The following is a 16582-nucleotide window of genomic DNA, read 5'->3' on the forward strand; positions in this document are numbered from 1 at the left end:
GGCGCCCCGGCAGGTTCACCGATCTCCTGAGCAACCCTCAGGTGCAGACCAGGGGGCGTTGCGGGCCTCCACGAGCGGCCCGCAACGCTCCCTCTCCATGTCCGCCGCCCCCTTGTCGTGCCCGTCGTTCATCGTGCCCGTCGTTCATCGTGCCCGTCGTTCGCGGGTGGTCCGGACGCTCATGCGGACTCGGGCCGCCAGCGGGTGCGGTGCCAGGCAGGAGCGGGCCTCGTCGAGGGCGCCGTGGGTGAGCCGTCGCAGGACGGGCCCCGGTTCGGCTCCGGGTTCGAGCAGCACCCGTACCCGGGCCCGGGACCGCTTCTTCCCGGCGGGCAGGGTGACGTGGGCGCGGTCGACGCCCGCGGTCGCCTGCGCACGCCGGGCGACGGTGCCGGCCAGCGCGCGGGAGCGCAGGGTGAGGGACGAACCGGCCAGCGGCAGCCGGCGCCCGCCGCCGCGGCGGAACTGGGCCAGGAACCAGGTGAGGCACAGCAGCAGTGCGAGCGCCGTGCCCGCGACGACGACCGGAGTCCACCAGCCCTGCCCGCGCAGGTCGGCCAGGCGGGCCCGGTCGAGCAGCACCGTCCCCGCCTCCGGCGCGGGCCACCACCCGGGCAGCCGCGCGGTGACCGCGTCCGAGGTGAGCGCCAGCCATGCGCCGCCGGCCGCAAGGACCGCCCCGGTCAGCGCGAGCAGCGTGCGGTTCAGCGCGTTGCGCAGGGGATTCACGAGTCGCTCTCCTTCGGTACGGGCCGCCCGGCCGGGCGCTCGCCGGTGTCCGGTCCGTCCCCGGAGGCGGGCGCGGGCGGGTCCGCCGCCGGCGGGCGGTCGTCCGGCGCCGGCCGGACCGGGGCCGCAGGTAGGGGAGCCGTCTCGTCGCCGGAGGTCTTCGGACCGGCTCCCCGCACCGGGCCGTCCGCCGCGGGCGGCTTCCGCTCCCCCGCCCCCGACGCGAGCGGCACTCCGTCCGCCAGTTCCGTGCCGGGTGGGCGCCAGTGCGGGTCCGGGCGGAGGCTGATGCGGGGGGTGAGGCGACGGGACAGGCCCAGGGTGGCGAGGGCGGTGTCGGTCGCGGCGCGGAGGGTGGCGCGGGTCGTGGTGCGGTCGCCGAAGGACAGGCGGGCCCGCACCCGTACGCGGCTCCGGCCGCAGCGCACGCGGACGTGGCTCACACCGGGGACGGCCGACGCGGCGTCCCGCACCAGTTCCGCCGCGGCGGCGCGGTCCAGGACCGCCCGTTGGCCGGGATGGCCCGGTACCGGTGCCATGGGCAGGACGCCGCGCAGTCCCGGGGTGAGGGCGAGGCAGAGCAGCCAGAGGCCCAGCGCGGCGGCGACGGCCCCGCCCGCCACGACGGCGGTGTCCCCGGGACCGTGCGTCGACAGCCAGTCGACGGCCTCGGTGCGCGGGCCCGCGGGGCGCCGGCCGGCGAGGTGCACCGACAGGATGTCGTACAGGACGAACGCGCACGCTGCCGCCGCCGTCAGGGCCACGAGCGCCGCCGGGATCCGACGCGCGGACCACGGGCGCCGCCGGGTCGCCCGGCCGCCGGACCGGGTGCTCCCGTGGGCCGGGGGCGGCTGCGGGGCCGCCCGGTCCGGGGACAGGGACTGGACGCGGACGGTGGCCTCCCGCACGGTGAGGCCGCTCAGCTCGGCCACCCGGTCCGCCATCCGGCCGCGGACCTTCTCCCCGGCCTGGCCGAGCACCGCCGGGTACGGGAGCCGCACGTCGACCGAGACGTCGGCGCGGCGCCCGTGCACCACCGCCGAGCCGTGGGTCACCCGGGCCCGCCGTCCGGCGAGGTCGGTCTCGGCGGCGGCCCGTTCCGCGATCCGGCGCACGGCGCGGTCGGCGACGACGGTGCGGCCCCGCTCGGCCGGTGCCGGGCGGGCGGGGTCCCCGGCGGCCGGTGCCTGACGGGCGGGGTCCCCGGCGGCCGGTGCCTGACGGGCGGGGGCCCCGGCGCTCGGTGCCGTAGGGGCCCGGGTCCCGGCGGCCGCTGCCGTACCGGCACCTCCCGCAGCGGCCGGGGTGCCCGTCACCGGGGCCTCCGGTCGCCGGCGGTCAGGAACTCGCGCCAGTCCGTGCCGTTGTCCGCCAGGCGCCCCAGCACCGCGCCGACCGCACCCAGGGCGGCCACCAGCAGGAACGCGCCGAAGCCGCCGAACCACCCGGCGAAGGCCAGCGCCATGCCCACCAGCATGCCGATCATCGCTCTGCTCATCACTCGCCTCCGCCTCGAAACCTGCTTCGCATCCCGCGCCGCGCTCCCCGCGCGGTCACTCCACGCGTGCCTCCGCCGGGCGCTCCTGGTCCTCCTCGTCGGGCAGGTGGACGTCGTTGACCGTGATGTTGACCTCGACGACCTCCAGTCCGGAGATCCGCTCGACCGCGTCGATGACGTTCTCCCGGACGTCCCGGGCGAGGTCGGCGATGGGCACGCCGTACTCGACGACGAGGTCCAGGTCGATCGCGGTCTGCCGTTCGCCGACCTCGACCTTGACGCCGCGGCCCACGTTGGGCCGGCCGCCGGGCACCCGGTCGCGGACCGCGCCGATGGTGCGGGACAGGCCGCCGCCCATGTCGTACACACCGGGGATCTCGCGCGCCGCCATGCCCGCGATCTTGACCACCACGACGTCGGCGATGGACGTGCGGCCCCGGGTGGCGGCGGGTTCGGTGGCGCCGGCGGTGCCGCCGCTCACGGTCGTCGCGCCGCCCTGCGCGCCCCGGCCGGTGCCGCCGGCCGTGCCCGTCGTGCCGTTCTTCTTCTCGGACTTCGTCTCGATGGTGGCCGTCTGCGGTGCGGTCGTCATGGTGTCCTCCGTCAGCCGTCGGTCGTTCGGTGTTCTGGAGGTTCGACACGGACGGCCGCCCGGCGTTACGCCACCGCGGGATTTTTTTCCGGGTGTGCTCGCCTAACGCCGTGGGCAGCCGATGTGTCCCACGAGGGGAACGGTGTGAGTGAAGTGGAGAGGAGCGCGCGTGCCGGGTGACGACGGACTGCTCGCGGTGCGGGCCGCCGAGGGCGACGAGGACGCCTTCGAGGTGCTCGTGCGGCGGCACGCGCCGGGGCTGCTGCGGCTCGCGGCGAGCATGCTGGGCAGCCCCGCGGAGGCGGAGGACGCGGTGCAGGACGCCTTCGTCAGCGCCTGGCGCCGGCTCCCCGAGTTCCGCGGGCAGTCGGCGTTCGGCACCTGGATGCACCGCATCGTCGTCAACCGGTGCCTCAACATGCTGCGTTCGCGGCGTCCGGTGGCGGACCTCGACAGCGTGCCCGAGCCGCAGGCGCCGGACCACGCCGTCTCCCCCTCCCGGGCCGCCGAGTCGCACGCCGCCGCGGTGGCGCTGGGGCGGTCGCTGGCCGAGCTCTCCCCGGAGCAGCGGGTGTGCTGGGTGCTCAGGGAGCTGGAGGGCCAGTCGTACGAGACGATCGCGGAGACGGTCGGGATCAGCCCGGAGGCTGCCCGCGGCCGGGTGTTCCGTGCACGACGCTGCCTGACGGAGGCGATGACGGCATGGCGATGAACAGCGACGCGGAACTGCCCGGGCCCGGCGCCGGACCCGGATCCGGCGGCGCGGAGGAGTCCGCCGACGACGAACGGCTGGCCTGCGGGCGGCTGCTCTCCGAGGTGTGGGAGGCCCGGGAGGGCGGCTCGGACGACCCGGACACGGACCGGGACCGGGCCCCGGACCGGGACCCGCACCTGCGCACCTGCCCGCACTGCGCGGCGGCCGTACGGCAACTGGACCTGCTCGGCGTCGCGGTGCGCGAGGCGGGCGGCGGCCGGGAGTCGGAGTGGGACGCGGGGGCGCTGACCGAACGGGTCATGGACGTCGTACGGCTGGAGCTGCGGCCCGGCCGGCCGCTGCCGCTCGGGGAGCGCGAGGAGGACCTGTGGGTGCGGGAGGCGATGGCCGCCAAGGCGTTGCGGGCCGCCGCCGAGACCGTGCCGGGGGTGCGGGCGGGCTCGTGCCGGATCCGTCCCGCCGAGTCCGGCGGCTCTCCCTCGCGGGGGCCCGTCCGGGTGCGGCTGGAGGTCGTCGTACCGCTCACGCCGCGGCTGCGCGACCTCGCGGAGGAGGTCCGGCGGCGGGTGCGCGGGGCGGCGGACGACGCCCTGGGACTGCCGGTGGACCACGTGGACGTACACATCACCGACGTGACGGAACCGGCCGGGGCGGACCCGGACGACCCGGCCGGCACGGAAGAAGGGAACCAGCCGTGACCGCTGCCGCCACCGGCCGTGACGCGCTCGCCGGCACCGTCGCACGGGTCGCCGCCGGCGTGCCGGGCGTCGCCTTCCTGCGGCCCGGCCTCGTGGACCTGTTCCGCTCCTCCGCGCGCACCGCACCGCAGGGGGCCGAGGGGCGGACGCCCGCGGGTGTGCGGGTGAGCCGGGCCTCCGGGGCGGGGCCGTGGGAGGTGGACGTGCAGATCGTCGTCCGCCGCGGCCACCACGCCCTGACCGTCGCCCGCGCGGTCCGCGACGCGGTGGGCGCCGCGCTGACCGAGTCGGCGCCCGGAGCGCAGGTGACGGTCACCGTGGCCAACGCGGTGTGAGTGACCGGCGCGGTGCGGGAGTGGGCCGGCGCCGCGTGAGGGTGGCCGTTCGTGTCCCGTTCGGCGGGGTCAGCAGGTGGGGCGGTAGGGCAGGTGGGGCAGCAGTTCGCTCCAGCGGGCGGGGGTGAGGTCGCCGCCGGTGCGGGTGCAGACGCGGCTGAGCGCGCGGTCCGTGTCCAGGGTCCAGATTCTGGCGGTGAGGTCGTTGCCCACCGAGGCCAGGGTGTCGCCGTCCGGCGCGAAGGCGACCGACGTGACGGTGTCCAGGTGGCCGGTGAGCGCGGTGCCGAAGGCGTCGGCACGGGCGGGGTCGGCCACGTTCCACAGCCGTACCGCGTGGTCCTCGCCGCCGGTGGCGAGGGTGCGGCCGTCCGGGGAGTAGGCGACGGAGGTGACACCGCCACGGTGGCCGGTCAGCTCGCCTCCCAGGGGGCGGGCCCGGCCGGGGTCGGTGACGTCCCAGAGCCGTACCGTGCGGTCCCGGCCGCCGGTGGCGAGGACGTGGCCCTCGGGGGCGAAGGCCACCGCGTTGACCCAGTCCCCGTGGGCGGTGATGGGCTCGCCGACGGGCCGGGGCCGGTCGCGGTCGCCCACGTCCCACAGCCGGGCCGTCTTGTCCTGGCTGCCGGTGGCGAGGGTGTGCCCGTCCGGGGAGAAGGCCACGGCGCCGACCCAGTCGGTGTGGCCGGTCAGGGGCGTGCCCACGGGGCGCACGTGGTCCGGGTCGCGCACGTCCCACAGGCGGACCCGCTCGTCGACGCCGCCGGTGGCGAGGGTGCGGCCGTCCGGGGAGAAGGCGACGGCGAGGACGCCGCCCGGGTGGGCGTCCGGGACGGTGGCCGCGGGGACGGGCCGGGCCGGGTCGGAGACGTCCCACAGCCGCAGGGTGCCGTCCTCGTCGCCGGACGCGACGGTGCGGCCGCCGGGCGCGAAGACCGTGGTCAGGACGGGGGCCTCGTGGCCGGCGAGAGGGCGGGGCAGCGGGCGTGGCGGCCCCGGCCGGCGGACGTCCCAGAGCCGGACCAGGGCGTCGTCGGTGCTGGCGGCGGCGAGCAGTCGGCCTCGGGGGTCGTACGCCACGGAGGTGAGCGGGTTGGTGAAGTCGGTCAGGACGCCGTCCGGCAGGTGCCACAGGCGGACGCTGTGGTCGGCGCCGGTGGTGGCGAGGGTGCGGCCGTCCGGGCCGTAGGCCAGGTCCCACAGACCCTCGGTGTGCCCGGTCAGGGGCTCGCCGATGCGGTGCGGGTAGGCGGGGTCGGCCACGTTCCACAGGATGACCGTGTCGTCCTGTGCGGCGCTGGCCAGGGTGTGGCCGTCCGGGCTGAACTCCACGGACCACACGGCGGCGGTGTGCGCGGTCAGCGGTTCGCCCAGGGCGCGCAGGTCCCCCGTCCCCCGCACCTCCCACAGGCGGACCGTGTCGTCGTAGCCGGCGGTGGCGAGGGTGTCGCCGTCCGGGGAGAACGCCACCGACCAGACCGCCGCGCCGTGCGCGTGCCGGGGTTCGCCGAGCGGGGCGGGCCCGTCGGCGCCGTCCGGGCGCCACAGCCGTACGGTTCCGGTGTGCCCGGCCGTGGCCAGGGTGCGGCCGTCCGGGGAGAAGGCGACGTCGCGGACGCTGCGGGCGTCGGCGCGGGCCGGTGCGCCGACCGGTGCGGGCCGGGCCGGGTCGCCCAGGTCCCACAGGCGCAGGGTGCCGTCGTCGCCGACGGTGGCGAGCGTGCGGCCGTCGGGGGCGAAGGCGACGGAGGTGACGGACTTGCCCGCGTGGCTGACCAGGGGCTCGCCCAGGGGCCGGGGCCGGCCGCGGTCCCGGGTGTCCCACAGCCGGATGCCGCCGTCGTGCCCGGCCGCCACCAGCACGGTGCCGTCCGGGGAGTACGCCACCGCGCCCACCGGCCCCCCGGCGATCCGCAGCGGCTTCCCGAGCCGCCGACCGGATCCGGCCGTGTCCCACAGCCGTACGGTGCCGTCGTGGCCGCCGCTGACGAGGGTGCGGCCGTCCGGGGCGAAGGCCACGGCGCTGCCGATGTCGTCGTGTCCGGGCAGCCGGGTGGAGAGCACCCGGCCCGCGTCCGTGGTGAGCGCGGTGCGCAGTTCGGGGGTGGTGCGCATGCCGAGCGCGGCGACGTCGAGCCGGGCGGAGAGGGCGGCGTTGGTCTCCCGCAGCCGGTCGGCCTCGGCGGTGATCCGGCCGAAGACGGCGTCGTCCCGCTCGGACTGGGCGGCGGCCCGTGCCCGGAGCGCGACGACGGCGGTGCCCGACGCGACGACGACCAGCAGGGCGAGGACGGCCGACAGCCCGCGCCGCAGCCACACCGCGCGACGCCGCCGGTGGATCGACGCGGCCAGGAACTCGCGCTCCGGCGGGGTCAGTTCCCCGGGCGCCGGTCCCCCGCTCGCGTGGTCGTGGCCGAGATCGCGGCCGAAGGCCTCCCGGGCGGCGGCCAGCCGTGAGCCCGCGTAGAGCGCGGCGTTCTCCCGGCCGAGGGCCTGCCAGGTGCGGGCGGCCTCGGAGAGCGCGCGGTGGACGCGGAGCCGGTCGCGTTCGGCGTCGATCCAGCCGCGCAGTCGCGGCCACGCGGTGATGAGGGCCTCGTGGGCGAGTTCGACGGTGCCGTCGTCGAGGGTGAGCAGCCGGGCGGCGACGAGCCGGTCGAGCACGGCGCGGGTGCCGTCGGCGTCGCCGAGGTCGAGTTCCGCGTGCTCGGCGGGGCGCCGGGTGTCGGGGGTGCCGTCGCCCGGGGCGACCAGCCGCAGCAGGATCCGCCGGGCCAGGTCGGCCTGGGGCGCGGTCAGTTCGCCGTACACCTCCTCGGCGGTGCGGACGACGGCGCCGCGCAGTCCCCCGGCGGCCTCGTATCCGGTGACGGTCAGGGCGCGGCCGGTGCGGTGCCGCCACGTCTCCAGCAACGCGTGCGACATCAGCGGGAGTCCGCCGGGCGCGTCCACGACCTCGTCGACCAGGCGTGCGGTCAGGGCGCGTTCGACGACCAGTGAGGCCGCGGCGGCCGGGCGGACGACGGCCTCCCGCAGCTCCTCCCGGCTCATCGGGCCGGCCAGCAGGGTCGCGTCCTGCAACGCGGCGGTGAGGCCCGGGTGTTCGGCGCAGCGCCCGAGGAAGTCGGCGCGTACGGCGACCACCACGCGCAGCCGGCTGTCGGCTGCGGTGGCGGTGAGGAGGCGGTCGATGAAGGCGTTCCGTTCGGCCGGGTCGGCGCAGAGGGTGTACAGCTCCTCGAACTGGTCGACGAGCAGCCAGGTGTCCGCGTCCGTGTCCGGCACGGGGTCCAGACGGCCCGCGTGGGTGGTCATCGGTGCGGCGCCGGGCGTGAGGATGCGTACGGCCGCCGGCGCGGCGGGAGCGTCGGCGCCCGCGTCCGGGGCGGGCGTGCGCAGGCGCGGGATCAGGCCGGCCCGCAGCAGGGAGGACTTGCCGCTGCCCGAGGGGCCGAAGACGGCGGTGAAACGGTGCCCGCGGGTCAGTGACTCCAGTCGGTCGACCAGCCGGTCGCGGCCGAAGAACAGGGCGGCGTCGTCCGGTTCGTAGCGGGTCAGGCCCCGGTAGGGCGGGCGGGTCTCCTCGGCGGCGGCGGCGAGTGCGGCGGCCTCCGCGCTCGCCGTCCGCCAGCGCCGCTCCCACTCCGCCGGGTCGCCGCCGCAGACGTCCACGTAGGCGAGGGTCACCGCGAGGGTGGGCAGCTGCCGTCCGGCCGCCGCCTGCGACAGGGCCGTCACCGAGAACGGGACCTTGTCCGCCATCGTCCGGTACGTCGGGCGCCCCACCGACTCCCTCAGGGCACGGAGTTCGGCGGCGAACCGCTGCACCGGTCCGGCCGCGGGGTCCAGCCGTCGCTCCCGGCGCCCCGCTCCGTTTCCGCCCACGTGTGCCCCGCCCCGCCGTCGCTCTCGGTCCCCGCCCGGACGCCCACGGTAGGGAGGCGCGGGAGCGGGCGGCAAGCTCGGGGCTGCTCATCGGGGCGTGGCGCACGGGGAGTTCACGGCGCCTTCACGCGAGGTCCGCAGCTTCCGGCCGGCTCCGCGGCGGATTCCGCATTGTTCAGTGCCGGGCGCGGGCTGCTGAACAACGGTGCGCGGCGGTGGAATCGGTGTCCGGGGGAGTGCGGGGCGGCACGACCGGCTCCGTCGCGGTCGCGCCACCCCGCACCCGTTCCCCCTGCCCGCGAAGCACGTGAAGGAAGTGATCCGATGACCACCGAGGCGACCCGTCGGCCGCGGAGCGTGACGCTGGCGGTGGTGCTGGTGATGCTGGGAGCACTGACGGCGGCGACCACGGCGACCGGCCCGCAGGGGCCGGCCACGCTGGTGCTCCTGCTGCTGGCGGTCTGCTTCTGGTTCGCGGTCCGGGCGGGCCGCGGCCGGCGCACCGCCCGGACCGCGACGAGCGGTCTGACCGCGGTGCTCTTCGTCGTCGCCACGCCGTTCGCCCTCGACGATCCGCTGTACGGCGGCACCACGCTGTTCCTGGCCGCACTGCTGGCCGTCCCGGGCGTGGTCCTGCTGTACCGGCCGGCCGCCGAGGCGTACGTACGGGCCCGCAGCGGGGAGGAGATCGACGAGGAGTCCGCGGTATGACCGGGCCGCGCGAGCCCGATCCGCTCGCCGTGGCCGTGGGCAACGCCTCGCTGCTGGGGGCGGGTTACCTGCTGCTGGGCCGCCGGGCCCTGTTCTGGGCCGCCGCGGTGGTCACGGCCTCGCTGCTGTGGCTGACGTACGCCACCGCCGAGACCTGGTGCGAACTGCTGGTGGTGCTGTGGTGGGCGGCGGTCGTCGCGCACGGCCGGTGGCTGGCGCGGCGGCACCCGGCGGCGGCGCCGCGGCGCGGACAGCGGGTGCTCGCCCTCGCCCTCACCGTGCCGGTGCTCGCGGCCGCGGGGTGGGTGCGGTACGACGCGTACGGGATCGAGGACCGCGTCACCGACGCCCGCGCGGACGGGAGTTGCCGGGCCGCGGTGGACGCCCAGGAGAAGGCGGGGTTCCGGCACCGGCTGGTCGCCGCGCCGGTGGCCGCCCGGGGCGACACGGTGGTGGAGGCGTGCGAGCGCCTGGACGCGGCGGCGGGCTATCTGAGCGGCGGGCTGACCGGCGACCTGGACATGCTGGAGGCCGCCTTCGAGCGGCTCGGCGCGGTGCTCGGCGAGCCCGGCAACGAGCGGACGGTCGAGGCGACCCTGGACCGCTACCTCGGGCGGCTGCCCACCGACGACGGCTGCCGGAACGTACGCATCGCGGACTGGCTGCGCGACCGGAGGACCGGCCCGAAGGACCTGACCGGCCCCGCCTCGGCCACCGCGGCCCGGATCGCCCCGGGGGCACTCGCGGAGTGCGGTGACGCCCTGATGACCGACGAGGAGTGGGCCGACGCCCGGGAGGTCTACCAGCGGCTGCTCGACGAGCATCCGGGTGCCGGCCGGGCGGACGACGCCCGCGAGGGGATCAGGAAGGCGGGGCTGGCGCTCGAACTGATCCAGGTCCGGAATCTGCTCGACGAGGCGGACGGCATGGACTCCGGATACTGCCGGAACCCGGCGAAGTACTCGGCGGCCCCCGCCTACCGCAAGGGCCGGAGCGGTGCCGTCTTCGTCGGCCACACCGGATACACGGACAAGCTGCCGGAGGAGTGGCGGTCCGACACGCCCGATGCCGCGCTGGTGGTGTGCGCGGACGAGACGCAGGCGGGGGACGTCGTCGAGACCTGCCGGTACCGGGACCACAAGGGCCGCATCGGCAGTGTCCGGTTCAACAAACTGGCGGTCCGGGTGAAGGCCTACGCGCTGCGGACCGGGAAGCTCGTGACCGACCGCACGGTGCAGATCGGCGGCGAGAGCTGCCCCGCCACCCTCGGGTACTTCGGCTCGCTGCCGTCCCGGATGGCCGTCACGCCCTCGGACGCGGACGTGCGCGACGCCTTCGGGCCGGTGGTCGGGCGCTGACCGGACGCCGTTGGCCGCCGCACCGGGGGTTGCCGGGGCGCCGGCGGGGCACCCGGGGGCACTGTGTACGAACCGGACAGAACCCTGGTGACCGGCTGGTTCAGCTTCCTGCACGGGGAGGCGACGGCCGGGGACGTGCTGGCCCTGGCACGGGTGGAGCAGGTGCTGCGGGACGCGGGGGCGGCGTACGACGTCGTGTGGAGCCCGGGGTTCCGCGCCGACGGCACGCACTTCGCGGACGTGGACCCGGCGGCGTACTCGCGGCTGGTGTTCGTGTGCGGGCCGGTGCACGAGGCGCAGGTCGAGGAGTTGCACCGGCGGTTCGCGCACTGTGTGCGGATCGCCGTAGGCGTCTCCGTGGTCGACGCGGACTCCCCGGCCGTCACCGGCTTCCACCGGGTGCTGGCCCGGGACGGCGCCGGAGACGGTCCGGGGCTGGATCTCGCGGCCCGTGCTCCGGCGCTCCCCGAGGTGCCCGTGGTCGGGGTGGTGCTCACCCACGGGCAGCAGGAGTACGGGGGGCGGCGCCGGCACGAGGAGGTCGCGGCAGTGCTGACGCGCTGGCTGGCCGGCCGGGACTGTGCCCGGCTCGAGCTGGAGACGCGGCTCGACGCGCACGACTGGCGGCTGTGCGGCACGCCGGCCCAGCTCGAGGCCGTGCTGTCCCGGCTCGATCTGGTCGTCACCGACCGGCTGCACGGGCTGGTCCTGGCGCTGCGGGCCGGTGTTCCGGCGCTGGCGGTGGATCCGGTGGTGGGCGGTGCGAAGGTGACGGCGCAGGCCCGGGCGTGTGGGTGGCCGGCGCTGGTGCCCGCCGAGCGGCTCACGGGGGTCTCGGCGGACGCGTCGCCGGAGGGTTCGGCGGAAGTCCCCGCGGGGGTCACGGCGGAGGGGATGCTCGAGCGCTGGTGGGACTGGTGCCTGGCCGACGGGCGGGCGCAAGCGGCGCGCATCGGCGCGGGGTTCCGCGCGGCGGAGTCGGTGCCGGACGCGGCGGACGGGTTGGCGGCGGCGTTGCGGGAGGCGTCGGAGACCGCGGCGGAGCGATGAGCGGACGGGCGGACGGGGTGGCGGCGGCATTGCGGAAGGCGTCGGAGACCGCGGCGGAGCGATGAGCGGACGGGCGGACGGTTGGTCACGGGCTGCGCGGGCACTCGACGACGGTCGGTCCGCCCCCCCGGGAGGAAACATCGTGTCCATCGGCCGGCTCCCCGATCACGAGCAACGCATACTCGACGAGGTCGAACGGGCCCTGCGCCGCGATCGCCGCCTCGACCGGCGCCTGCGCACGCTGCGGTTCCGCCGCTGCCCGGACCTCACCCGTCTGGCGGCCTACCGCCCGCGCACCCCGACCGTGCTCCTGCTGCTCGTCGTGGCGGTGACGCTGATGGTCGTGGGCATCGTCACGTCCGCGCCCGGCGTGATCTGGGCGTTCGCCGGTGTGTGGCCGGTGGCGCTGTTCGCACTGTTCCGGCTGCTGTGCCGCTGGACGGAGGGTTAGCCGGCCCACCGTTCGCGCGCTCCCCGTCCGGGGGGGTCAGCCGGTGTAGCTGCGGGCCGTCGAGTCGCGCTGGGCTGGTTCCAGTGAGCGGAGCCGGGCCTCGACCTCCGGCGGCAGCACCCGGCGTTCGCGCAGCACCCACGGCAGCGCGGCCGTCGCCTGTGCGAAGGCGCGCAGGGACGCGGTGTCGCGGGGGACGGTGCGGGCCAGGTGGAGGGTGCGCCGCAGGGCGGGGCCGACCGGGCGGCGCAGCCAGGTGAACCACAGGGTGTTGCGGATGCCCTGCGCCCGGCGCACCGTCGAGTCCCGTACCCGTGACGGGTGGTGATGGATCGTCAGGTGGTCGGCGTACGTCAGCCACCAGCCGTCGGCGGCCAGGTCGGCCGCGAGCAGCTCCTCCTCGCCGCCCAGCCACAGCCGCGGGTGGAAGCCGCCCGCGGCGCGGAAGGCGTCGGTGCGCAGGACGGTCGCGGCGGCCAGGAAGGAGCCGAGCGCCGGTCCGGGGAGCCAGTCGGGGCGGGGTACGGGCGAGTCGCGCAACTCCTCGACGATCGGGTCCTCGGTGCCGTCCGGTTCGACCAGGATGCGCGCGGTGACCGTGCCGACCGCCGGGTACCGGTCGAGCAGGTCCGCGGCCCCGGCCAGGGAGCCGGGCGCCCACCAGGAGTCGTCGTCGCAGAAGGCGACGTAGGGGGTGTCGACCTGGCGGATCGCCAGGTTGCGGCCGACGGCGCCGAGGTTGCGGCCGGGCTGGAGGAGCCGTACGCCGGGATGGTGGCGGGCGACGGCGGCGGCCGTGCCGTCGGTGGAGCCGTTGTCGGTGACGATCACCGGGGGCTGCTCGGGGAGTTCGGCGAGCCGGTCCAGGGTGCGCAGGAGTTCGGGGCACCGGTTGTGGGTGATGACGACGACGGTGGTCCGGGGGTCCGTCATGAGGCGGCCGCTCCGTCGAGGAGGCGGGCGGCCCGTTCCACGTGCGGGGGCAGGGGCCTGCGGGCGCGCAGGGCGGCGGGCAGGCGGGTGAGCGTCTCGCGCAGGGCGTGCCGGGCGTGCGGGTCGCGGCGCGCGTCGGCGGCCAGGGCACGGGTGCGGGCCAGCGCGTACGGGAGGGGGCGGCGCAGCCAGGCGGTGAGGAGTTCGTTGCGCCGTACGACGGCCGGGCGGCCGGTACGGGGGCGCGGGTCCGGGTGGTGGTGGGCGACCACGTCGGGGCAGTGTGTGACGCCCCAGCCGCGGGCCGCGAGGTCGTAGGCGAGCAGGGTTTCCTCGGCGCCGAAGAAGAGCAGCGGATGGTAGCCGCCCGCGTCGAGGTAGGCGGTGCGGCGGGCTACGGCGGCGCAGCCGAGGAAGCCGAGCACCTGGGTGCCGGGGAGGTCGGTGGCCGTACCGAGCGGGGAGTCGGCGAGCAGGTCGTTGAGGGGGTCGGCGGCGTCGGCGGCACCGACGAGGGTGCGGGCGGAGAGCAGGCCGAGCCGGGGGTGTTCGTCGAAGTGCCGGGCGGCGGCGCTGAGGGCGCCGGGGGCCCACCAGGAGTCGTCGTCGCTGAACGCGACGTACGGGGTGTCCAGGGCGCGGACCCCGTGGGTGCGGGCGAGGGCGCCGCGGTTGACCGGCATGGTGAGGACGCGGACCTGGGGATAGTCGCGGGCCAGCATGGCGCGGGTGCCGTCGGTGGAGGCGTTGTCGACGACGAGGATCTCGGGTCGCTCGGGCAGGGCGAGCAGGTTCCGTACGGTGACGGCGAGGCTCGCGCGTCGGTTGCGGGTGGCGATGACGATGCCGACGGGGGCGGGTCGCGCGGGGTCGCCGGGGTGGGGTCGTTCTCGGGTGGCCGTCGGGCCGTGGTGCGCGGCGTGGTTCATGGTGCCTCTTCCGGGGTGTCCGGGGGGTGCGGGGCGTCCTGGGCGTCGAGGGTGTCCAGCGCGTCCAGGGCTTCGAGCACGGCGTCGGGGCCGATCCGCAGCAGCGCGGGGTCGGTCTCGCGGCCGTGCGGGTCGCCGTCCGGGCCCGGGTGCCACAGGGCGCGGTGCCGGGGGTGGGGCGGCGGGCCCCAGCGGCTGGGCGGGACAGGGCCGAAGAGGGTGACGGAGGGCGTGGCGTGGGCGACGGCGAGATGGGCGATGCCGGTGTCGCCGCTGACGACGGCGCGGGCGCCGGCGACGAGGGCGGAGAGCCGGTCGTGAGGCAGGCCGCCGCCGAACACGTCGGTGTCGGGCAGGTCGGCGAGTTTGGCCAACCGGGCCACCAGGTCCGCCTCGTCCGCTCCCCCGGTGACCACGACCCGGCGCCCGCGTGCGCGCAGCGGCTCGGCGACGGCCGCGTACCGCTCCACGGGCCAGCAGCGTGAGGGGGCGCCGGCGCCGGGGTGCAGGACGACGGCGCCGGGAGCGGGGGACGGTGTCTGCGGGCGCGGCAGCCGGAGGTCGGTGGGGTCGGCGGCGATGCCGTAGGCGCGCAGCAGCCGGCACCACCTCTCCCGCTCGTGCTCCTCGGCGTACCAGACCGGGCCGTCCACCTCGGGGGTCTCGGGGTGTGCGAACGCCAGCAGCCTGCCCGGGCGCAGGCGGGCCAGGAGGCGGTGGCTGGGCGGCCCGTTGCCGTGCAGGTCGACGGCGACGTCGGGGGGCGGCCCGGTCCAGTCGAGGGTGCGCGGGACGGCCCGCCCGGGTTCGGCGGCGGGCAGCACCCGGTCCACGGCGCCGGTCTCGGCGGCCACGGGGGCCAGCTCGGCGGGGCAGGCCAGCACCAGTTCGTGCCCGGGGTACGCCCGCCGCAACGCCCGCAGCGCGGGCACCCCGGCCAGCAGATCCCCGAGCCCGAGGGCGCGCAGGACGAGTACGCGGGGTGCGCCTGCGCCCTCGCGCCGGGCCGCTTCCGGGCCGGTCCGGCCCATCCCTGCGGGCGGCGGGTGCACCGGGTCCCCGGTGACGGGCCCGCCGGCCGACCCCGAAGACGCGAGGCCGCCCTCCCGGACACTGTGGATTCCCTGCCTCATCGTGCCCCCTCAACGCCGACCGCCCGGCCCAGCGGCGGCCGGCCGTGCAGCGTGGTCCTCGACCGTGCGCCACGGCCGGCCCCTCCCGTCCCCGGCGACCGGAGCACGCGCCCGGACGCCGACAGGACCGCAGCCGACGCCCGCACCGGCCCGGCGCCTGCGTGGGACCGTTCCCCGGGCGTCATCGGGCTCCCTCCGCCGCGCGGGCCAGCAGGGCCGTGGAGGAGCGGCCGTCGAGGTAGGGCAGGAGGACCGCCTGGCCGCCCCACTCCTGGAGGAGCGCGGCCTCGGGGAGGTCGGCGCCGGCGTAGTCGCCGCCCTTGACCCAGACGTCGGGGCGCAGGTCGCCGAGGAGGCGTTCGGGGGTGTCCTCGTCGAAGACGGCGACCGCGTCGACGCAGGCGAGGGCGCGCAGGACGCGGACGCGGTCGGCGAGCGGGTTGACGGGGCGGCCGCCGCCCTTGCGGCGCCGGACGGAGGCGTCGGAGTTGACGCAGACCACCAGGCAGTCGCCGAGCCGGCGGGCGGCCTGGAGGAGGCCGACGTGCCCGGCGTGCAGGAGGTCGAAGCAGCCGCCGGCCGCGACGACCGTGCCGTGTTCGGCGCGGATCCGGGCGGCCAGGACGCGGGGGTCGTCGGTGTCGGGGAGCGCGGCGAGCGCCCGGTCGGAGCCGGCCGGCGGTACGGCGGCCGCGCCGCCCGCCGCGACGAACGCCGTGGCGGCGCTCACCGCGCCCTCGACGGCCTCCCCCACCAGCGCCCCGTCGGCGAGCAGCCCGGCCGCGGTGGCCGCGAACCGGTCCCCCGCCCCGCAGGAGTCGCCGTGGTGGGCGGCGGGCGCCGGCACGAGGAGGGGGTGTTCGCCGTACGACAGGAGGGCGCCGCGCGAGCCGAGGGTCACCGTCACCGCGGCCACCCGCCAGTCCCGCACGAGGGCGGCGGCGTTGAGCGCCGCGGCGCGCAGACCGCCCGGGCGGGCCTCGGACGGTGCGAAGCCGCGGGCCTCCTTCTCGGCGGGGGTCACGAGGCGGGTGCCGGGGACCGGCGGGCCCCCGCGCGGGTGGGGGTCCCAGACCAGTGGCGGACGGGCGGCGAGCGCGTCGCGCAGGGCGTCGGCCGCGCCCCGGCCGTAGTCGGAGACCAGGACGGCCCGGGCGGAGCGCAGCACGTCGCGGGCCTCGTCCGTGGCCTCGCGGACCCGGCCGCCGCCCCGGTCGAGGCGGACGACGGGACGGTCCTGGGCGAGGACGCGGGTCTTCTCCGGCACCGTGCCGGTCAGCGGCAGCGGGACCAGGTTCAGCCAGGGTTCGAGCAGTTCGCGCAGGGCGCGGCCGGCCGGGTCGTCGCCGACGCCCGTGATCAGCGTGACCTCGCGGCCGTCGCGGGCGGCGAGGTACGCGGCGAGGGCGGCGCCGCCGGGGCGGATCCGCTCGGCGCACTCCGAGACGACCGGGACCGGCGCGTCCGGGGCGAGCCGGTCGGCGGAACCGGTCAGGTCCCGGTCGAGCAGGGCGTCGCCGACGACGACCAGCGGGGTCCTCCTGTCAGCCTTGGCGGCCATGCCC

The 16582-nt window shown here is 77.4% G+C and carries 16 protein-coding genes; 7 read left to right on the forward strand and 9 right to left on the reverse strand.

Annotation, left to right across the window (positions count from 1 at the left end; genetic code table 11):
* Window positions 1-144: 144 nt before the first annotated feature.
* From NI25_RS08440 to NI25_RS08455, 4 genes are read right to left on the reverse strand one after another with little or no spacing between them, the layout of a single operon-like run.
* Window positions 145-729, reverse strand: a complete 585-nt coding sequence (locus NI25_RS08440; protein ID WP_061441849.1) for a hypothetical protein — start codon at window positions 727-729, stop codon at window positions 145-147.
* The gene (locus tag NI25_RS08445; protein ID WP_061441850.1) at window positions 726-2045 is read right to left on the reverse strand and encodes a DUF6286 domain-containing Asp23/Gls24 family envelope stress response protein; all 1320 of its coding nucleotides are present in this window, start codon (window positions 2043-2045) and stop codon (window positions 726-728) included. Before NI25_RS08445 ends, NI25_RS08440 begins: the two co-directional genes overlap by 4 nt.
* On the reverse strand, window positions 2042-2227 hold the full coding sequence (locus NI25_RS08450) for a hypothetical protein (protein WP_061441851.1): 186 nt from the start codon (window positions 2225-2227) through the stop codon (window positions 2042-2044). Before NI25_RS08450 ends, NI25_RS08445 begins: the two co-directional genes overlap by 4 nt.
* A 55-nt stretch (window positions 2228-2282) precedes the next feature.
* A complete protein-coding gene (locus NI25_RS08455; RefSeq protein ID WP_061441852.1) occupies window positions 2283-2819 on the reverse strand; it encodes an Asp23/Gls24 family envelope stress response protein in 537 nt (178 codons plus the stop codon).
* A 169-nt stretch (window positions 2820-2988) separates the two neighbouring features.
* Here NI25_RS08455 and NI25_RS08460 point away from each other — a divergent pair, with 169 nt between their 5' ends.
* From NI25_RS08460 to NI25_RS08470, 3 genes are read left to right on the forward strand one after another with little or no spacing between them, the layout of a single operon-like run.
* A complete protein-coding gene (locus NI25_RS08460) occupies window positions 2989-3531 on the forward strand; it encodes an RNA polymerase sigma factor (protein ID WP_061441853.1) in 543 nt (180 codons plus the stop codon).
* Window positions 3522-4232 (forward strand): Asp23/Gls24 family envelope stress response protein, encoded by a 711-nt coding sequence (locus tag NI25_RS08465; protein WP_061441854.1) that lies wholly within the window; start codon window positions 3522-3524, stop codon window positions 4230-4232. The genes NI25_RS08460 and NI25_RS08465 overlap by 10 nt, the downstream gene beginning before the upstream one ends.
* A complete protein-coding gene (locus tag NI25_RS08470) occupies window positions 4229-4567 on the forward strand; it encodes a hypothetical protein (protein WP_061441855.1) in 339 nt (112 codons plus the stop codon). Before NI25_RS08465 ends, NI25_RS08470 begins: the two co-directional genes overlap by 4 nt.
* Before the next feature lie 69 nt (window positions 4568-4636).
* On the opposite strand, the gene NI25_RS08475 is transcribed toward NI25_RS08470, so the two are convergent.
* Window positions 4637-8452 (reverse strand): hypothetical protein, encoded by a 3816-nt coding sequence (locus NI25_RS08475; protein ID WP_078884559.1) that lies wholly within the window; start codon window positions 8450-8452, stop codon window positions 4637-4639.
* Window positions 8453-8776: 324 nt separating this feature from the next.
* Here NI25_RS08475 and NI25_RS08480 point away from each other — a divergent pair, with 324 nt between their 5' ends.
* The 4 genes from NI25_RS08480 (at window position 8777) to NI25_RS08495 (ending at window position 12022) form a co-directional block, all read left to right on the forward strand.
* Window positions 8777-9163 carry a hypothetical protein gene (locus tag NI25_RS08480; protein WP_061441856.1) on the forward strand — a complete coding sequence of 129 codons (387 nt, stop codon included), beginning with the start codon at window positions 8777-8779 and terminating at the stop codon, window positions 9161-9163.
* Window positions 9160-10521 (forward strand): hypothetical protein, encoded by a 1362-nt coding sequence (locus tag NI25_RS08485; RefSeq protein WP_061441857.1) that lies wholly within the window; start codon window positions 9160-9162, stop codon window positions 10519-10521. Before NI25_RS08480 ends, NI25_RS08485 begins: the two co-directional genes overlap by 4 nt.
* An 87-nt stretch (window positions 10522-10608) precedes the next feature.
* Window positions 10609-11571, forward strand: a complete 963-nt coding sequence (locus NI25_RS08490) for a polysaccharide pyruvyl transferase family protein (protein WP_061441858.1) — start codon at window positions 10609-10611, stop codon at window positions 11569-11571.
* A gap of 142 nt (window positions 11572-11713) precedes the next feature.
* Window positions 11714-12022 carry a DUF3040 domain-containing protein gene (locus tag NI25_RS08495; RefSeq protein ID WP_061441859.1) on the forward strand — a complete coding sequence of 103 codons (309 nt, stop codon included), beginning with the start codon at window positions 11714-11716 and terminating at the stop codon, window positions 12020-12022.
* Window positions 12023-12058: 36 nt separating this feature from the next.
* Here the strand turns inward: NI25_RS08495 and NI25_RS08500 are convergent, their stop codons facing one another.
* From NI25_RS08500 to rfaE2, 4 genes are all read right to left on the reverse strand, one after another.
* Window positions 12059-12955, reverse strand: a complete 897-nt coding sequence (locus NI25_RS08500) for a glycosyltransferase family 2 protein (RefSeq protein WP_061441860.1) — start codon at window positions 12953-12955, stop codon at window positions 12059-12061.
* Window positions 12952-13884, reverse strand: coding sequence for a glycosyltransferase family 2 protein (locus NI25_RS08505; RefSeq protein WP_061441861.1), 933 nt, complete (start codon window positions 13882-13884; stop codon window positions 12952-12954). Before NI25_RS08505 ends, NI25_RS08500 begins: the two co-directional genes overlap by 4 nt.
* Window positions 13881-14915 carry a glycosyltransferase family 9 protein gene (locus NI25_RS08510; protein WP_061441862.1) on the reverse strand — a complete coding sequence of 345 codons (1035 nt, stop codon included), beginning with the start codon at window positions 14913-14915 and terminating at the stop codon, window positions 13881-13883. The genes NI25_RS08505 and NI25_RS08510 overlap by 4 nt, the downstream gene beginning before the upstream one ends.
* 283 nt (window positions 14916-15198) lie before the next feature.
* On the reverse strand, window positions 15199-16578 hold the full coding sequence (gene rfaE2 / locus NI25_RS08515) for a D-glycero-beta-D-manno-heptose 1-phosphate adenylyltransferase (RefSeq protein WP_061446828.1): 1380 nt from the start codon (window positions 16576-16578) through the stop codon (window positions 15199-15201).
* Window positions 16579-16582: the final 4 nt, after the last annotated feature.

Source organism: Streptomyces sp. CCM_MD2014 (assembly GCF_000772045.1).
In the GTDB taxonomy this organism is placed as follows: domain Bacteria; phylum Actinomycetota; class Actinomycetes; order Streptomycetales; family Streptomycetaceae; genus Streptomyces; species Streptomyces salinarius.